Here is a 4,533-nt window from a genome sequence, read left to right as displayed (position 1 = left end):
AGATAATACTCCTCCCAAAATTAAGATAATGCTTAATGACACCACATAAGTTCTAGTTCTCATCTCTTCTTTTATAAGATTCTCTTTCTTTAAAAGATCATAATTTATTGGACTATTATTTAGAAAGAATTTAAGCTCCTTTAGCTTCTCTTCATATTCACTAAATATCTTCTCTATTTTATCTCTTAAAAGTTCTACTTCTTTCATTTCTTCTATAGATCTATTTATATTCTCTATATTGTTTTCTATACTTGTAACTTCATATTCAATCTCTTTATATTTAGAATATCTATCCTTAAGATAGTTTTTTTCTTCTAAAAGTTTTAAAACTTTTTTATATACATCCTCTTCTAAGGATGAAAAACCTTGGAATTCTTCTAAGCCCTCTTTATATTCTGACATTCTTAAGTTAAGACTTTGAACCTCCTCATCGTATTCCTTTATTATTGGAGTCAATTCATTCATAGAATAGTATTCTTTCCATAACTCCTCTATAAAATCTTCACTTAATAAACTATCATCTCCATTAGTATCCTCATTAATCTTATTTTTAAGTCCTTTAAGTTCCTTAGTCTTTCTAAGATATTTTATTATTTCCTTATACTCACTATTAAGCTTTATCTTCTTCATATGCTTTCTATAAAGTTCTAAAGCTTTTATATCCTTTACTATAAGATTTCTACTTTCTTTAAGAGAATTTAACTTTAAACTATCATTAAGATTTGTTTCTGTTAATAAAAGTGATTCCTTATATTCATTATTTAAGATTTCAATAGTCTCATAAAGTTCCTTAAGCTTTCCACCTTTTCTTTGACTTGACCAAAGCTTTTTATGATCCTCTAGAATATTTATTGCCTTGTCATAGGATACATCATCATGACTTAAAGTTTCAATGCTAGATAATTTATGCATTATCTCTTCTTCCTTATCCCTAGTTATCTCACTTCCAAGCTGCTTTATAAATAAGGTCTTCACAAATCCTCCAAGGGATAAGCCTATTAAATCTTTTCCTGGCTGGATTTTATCTATTTGAATATTCTCTCCTGTTATACTATTAATAATATCCGTAGTATCTTCTTTTTTAGTTGTTCCAAAGGTTCTTTTTATTATAATATCTTCATTTCCATCACTTATAACCATCTCACCATACGGCTTTTCACCACTCCATGGATAAAATCTTTTTCTATCATTATCCTTTAGATTCTTTTTATTTAAGGTCATTCCGTAGAGAATAATCCTTATAAATCCTTGAATGGTACTCTTGCCCTTTTCATTTTCTCCATAAATTATATTAAACCCTGGTGCTAAATCTATGTTTTTATTCTTGATCTTTCCAAAAGCACCTATATTAAGGCTTTTTATCCTCATTGAATTGTAACCTCTCTTTCAGTTAAGCTTTGGATTCCAATTTTCAATGCTTCATAAAGCTTATGTCTTTTTAGGCTATCCTCTTCTTTTTTTATTAAATCTAGCATACGCCTTGCATATATTCCTTTTATAGATATTTCCTTAGATAAACTTTCGTAATCTATAGATAAAATAGTTTTATCTTGAACTTTTACATAATAAAATTTAGAACTTAGTTTCTCCTCTAACAAATCTTTATTTATAATAAAGTCGTCCTTTAGTTCTCCTTTTAATATAATTCTATAAAGATTTTTAAGCCTATCTTCATTACTTACTTCTTTAAGAATGAGGCTTTCTATAGTCTCATAGTCTTTTGCTCCTTCTATATTAACATCTAAAATCTCATATCTTCTTTTACATAGTGGAAGAAATTTAAGATCCACATAGTCCTTATATACATTACCTATTACCACACCCTTATCTCCTGTCTCATGAAAACCACGTCCTTCTGGATTCCCACTATAGGAGTAATAAGTATTTTTCTCCCTTTGTATTTTCGAAAAACTATGTCTATGTCCAAGAGCTATGTAATTTAAGTTACTATCCCCTATTTCCTTAAAAGTTATAGGATTATAGTTATTTATCTCCTCACCTTTTGCTATCTCTCCATGGATAACCATTAAGTTTATCTCTTTAGAATTTTTCAGATCATATTTATCATTAAATCCCTTAAGTAAGGATTCTTTTACATGAGTTTCTTTAAATCCTATCCCAAAAATATTCACATTCAATTCATCAATATATACCTTTTCTATTTCCTCCTTAAATATATGTACATTAGAAGGCCAATTAATTAAAGAATATAAAGACTTTTCATTGAATGGATCATGATTTCCTGGTGATATAAATATCTTAAGAGGTTTTACTTCCTCTAATTTCCTCTGAATAAAATTTAATGTTGTCTTTGTAAGAGTCATATTATCAAAAAAATCCCCAGCAATTAATACTAAATCTACCTTTTCCTCCAAGGATTTATTTAGTATATTACTAAAGGTTTCTCTTAAATCTTCTTTTCTCTTTTCACTAAAATCATTGTCTCCTTCTTTAAATGGAGTATCAAAATGTAAATCTCCACAGTGAAGGATCTTAACTCCTTGCAAGTCATCACCCCCGAACTTAAGTTCTCTTTTTATATTTTATCATAGGAAACTAAGTATTTCCACAGCATTGTGATTCAATATATAAATATTTAGCTTCTATTTTAAATTTTAATTTAATAAACTATTTATGGGATTTTAAGTTAAATCTTAGTTTGTACATCTCTATAGATCATTATAAATATAAAAATTAATGAGTAAATTAATTTTTATATTTATATCACTATAGAGTTCCTAGATCATCTCTTAACTTATACATACCTTAAAAGTCTAATTTACCAATGAATAAATAACAGGTATAAATTAATTTTTAAGATAGGAACTCTATATATGGTTTTTGATTCAAAACTTATCTTATACACTACTTAAAATCTAAGATTTTAAAGGGTTTAAGTGCATGTATAAGTTAAGATTCAAGCTGAAAACCCTATAATTTTCAATAAAAAATTATCCATGTAATAGTTCGATAAGTTTACACATATACCTAAATATGGTACAATTCATATGAATATATGTTCATATATTCATTGATCTTTTGTATTAAGAGGGTATCTATATGTCTATTATCAATAAAATATCTTTATTTATTTTTATAGGTTTCATATTATCCTATACTTTTAAATTAATAATACTTTATAAAACCTATGGAATTAAAGCTAACTCTCTAGGAAATAAAGATAAACCACTAGATATTTTTATCACTGAAATTTCATTAAAAATTTCTACTTTTATTTGGGGTGGTTTATGGTTCTTTCAAGCTATTAATATAAATATTAATAATAAACTTTTTAAATTTATATTTGAAAACTTAAATATAAGATATTTAGGAGTAGGAATAAATTTTATAGGACTATTGGTATTTATTATTGCAATGGTTAATATGGGATTATCATGGAGGGTAGGTATTGATAAAAAATCTAAATCTAAATTAATAACCAGAGGAGTCTACAAATTCACTAGAAATCCAGCTTTTGTAGGATTTGATTTAATGTTTTTAGGATTATTTTTAACCTTTCCTAATGTTATAACCTTAGTTGTAAGTGTTGTTAATATAATATTTATTCACAGGCTTATACTAGAAGAGGAAAAGCATTTAATCTCTATGTTTAATAATGAATATTATAGCTATAAAAGTAAAACTCCTAGATATATATTTTTTAAATAAGTATTTTATATACTTACTAGATGAATTTTAATATATATTATAAAACTCCTTTAACATCACTTATTTTATAAATGCATACTTTTATATTAGAGGATGAGTTTTGTATAGTATACTATGTACAAAGTTAGTCTTTCACTAATGAAAAATTTATAGTATATTGAAGCTGAGTTTTAGTTTTCATGGAATATATCTATATAAAAAATAAAGACAGGACAAGCATTCTTAAATCTGTTGTCCATGTCTTTATTTTTTCATTAATTAAATTTATCTGATGGTAGAAAGAACATCACCAGAAGGAAGATTCCTTCTATTTTACTCATTACTTTTATGAGTTGTATATTCTGATTTTATTTCCCAGTGAATAACGAAGGCAAGAACTGCTCTTAGTATTATTATGGCTGCTAATATATACATCTCATCTAGAGTTCTAACTATAACAGTCTTAAGTATCTCTCCTGCTAGCTTAAACTCTAAAGCAACAGTAAGAGCCTTAGCAAAATCTATTTTTATTGCCTGTTCTTCATCCTTAAAAAGTCCACGTATATATTTGTAAAAAGCCTTTATAGCAGCAACAGATATGATGAAAATCCCCATTCCCTCAAGTATATGTATTATAATTGGTACTACTGTATTTATTAAATTTTCTAACATATTATTTACTCCTAATTTTGTAGAATATTACATTAAATTAACTTCTTGTACTAGTAAAAATATAAAGTTCTTTAGAAACCTAGATTGAATTTTTGTATTATAGCTTTTTGACTAAAAATTTATTTTATACACTACTTAAAATCTACAAGTTTCAAGGGTTTAACTTAGTGCATAAATTAAAATACAAGCTGAAAGCCCTATATAGTATTCTTT

General features: G+C 26.2%; 4 protein-coding genes. 1 reads left to right on the top strand and 3 read right to left on the bottom strand.

Annotated features, from left to right (window positions below; all coding sequences use genetic code 11):
- Together AB2369_RS11605 and AB2369_RS11600 are read right to left on the bottom strand one after the other, a co-directional pair.
- On the bottom strand, window positions 1-1,368 hold a 1,368-nt coding region (locus AB2369_RS11605), incomplete at its 3' end, for an AAA family ATPase (RefSeq protein ID WP_367666641.1).
- Window positions 1,365-2,507, bottom strand: a complete 1,143-nt coding sequence (locus tag AB2369_RS11600) for an exonuclease SbcCD subunit D (protein WP_367666640.1) — start codon at window positions 2,505-2,507, stop codon at window positions 1,365-1,367. The genes AB2369_RS11605 and AB2369_RS11600, both read right to left, overlap by 4 nt.
- Window positions 2,508-3,060: 553 nt before the next feature.
- Between AB2369_RS11600 and AB2369_RS11595 the strand changes: the two genes are divergently transcribed.
- Window positions 3,061-3,669 carry an isoprenylcysteine carboxylmethyltransferase family protein gene (locus tag AB2369_RS11595; RefSeq protein WP_367666639.1) on the top strand — a complete coding sequence of 203 codons (609 nt, stop codon included), beginning with the start codon at window positions 3,061-3,063 and terminating at the stop codon, window positions 3,667-3,669.
- A 312-nt stretch (window positions 3,670-3,981) separates the two neighbouring features.
- Here AB2369_RS11595 and AB2369_RS11590 read toward each other — a convergent pair whose 3' ends face one another.
- Window positions 3,982-4,320, bottom strand: a complete 339-nt coding sequence (locus AB2369_RS11590; protein WP_367666638.1) for a DUF1622 domain-containing protein — start codon at window positions 4,318-4,320, stop codon at window positions 3,982-3,984.
- Window positions 4,321-4,533: the final 213 nt, after the last annotated feature.

Source organism: Clostridium sp. (genome assembly GCF_040797585.1).
Lineage (GTDB): Bacteria > Bacillota > Clostridia > Clostridiales > Clostridiaceae > Clostridium_Z.
This window is presented reverse-complemented; position numbering and strand designations above follow the sequence as displayed.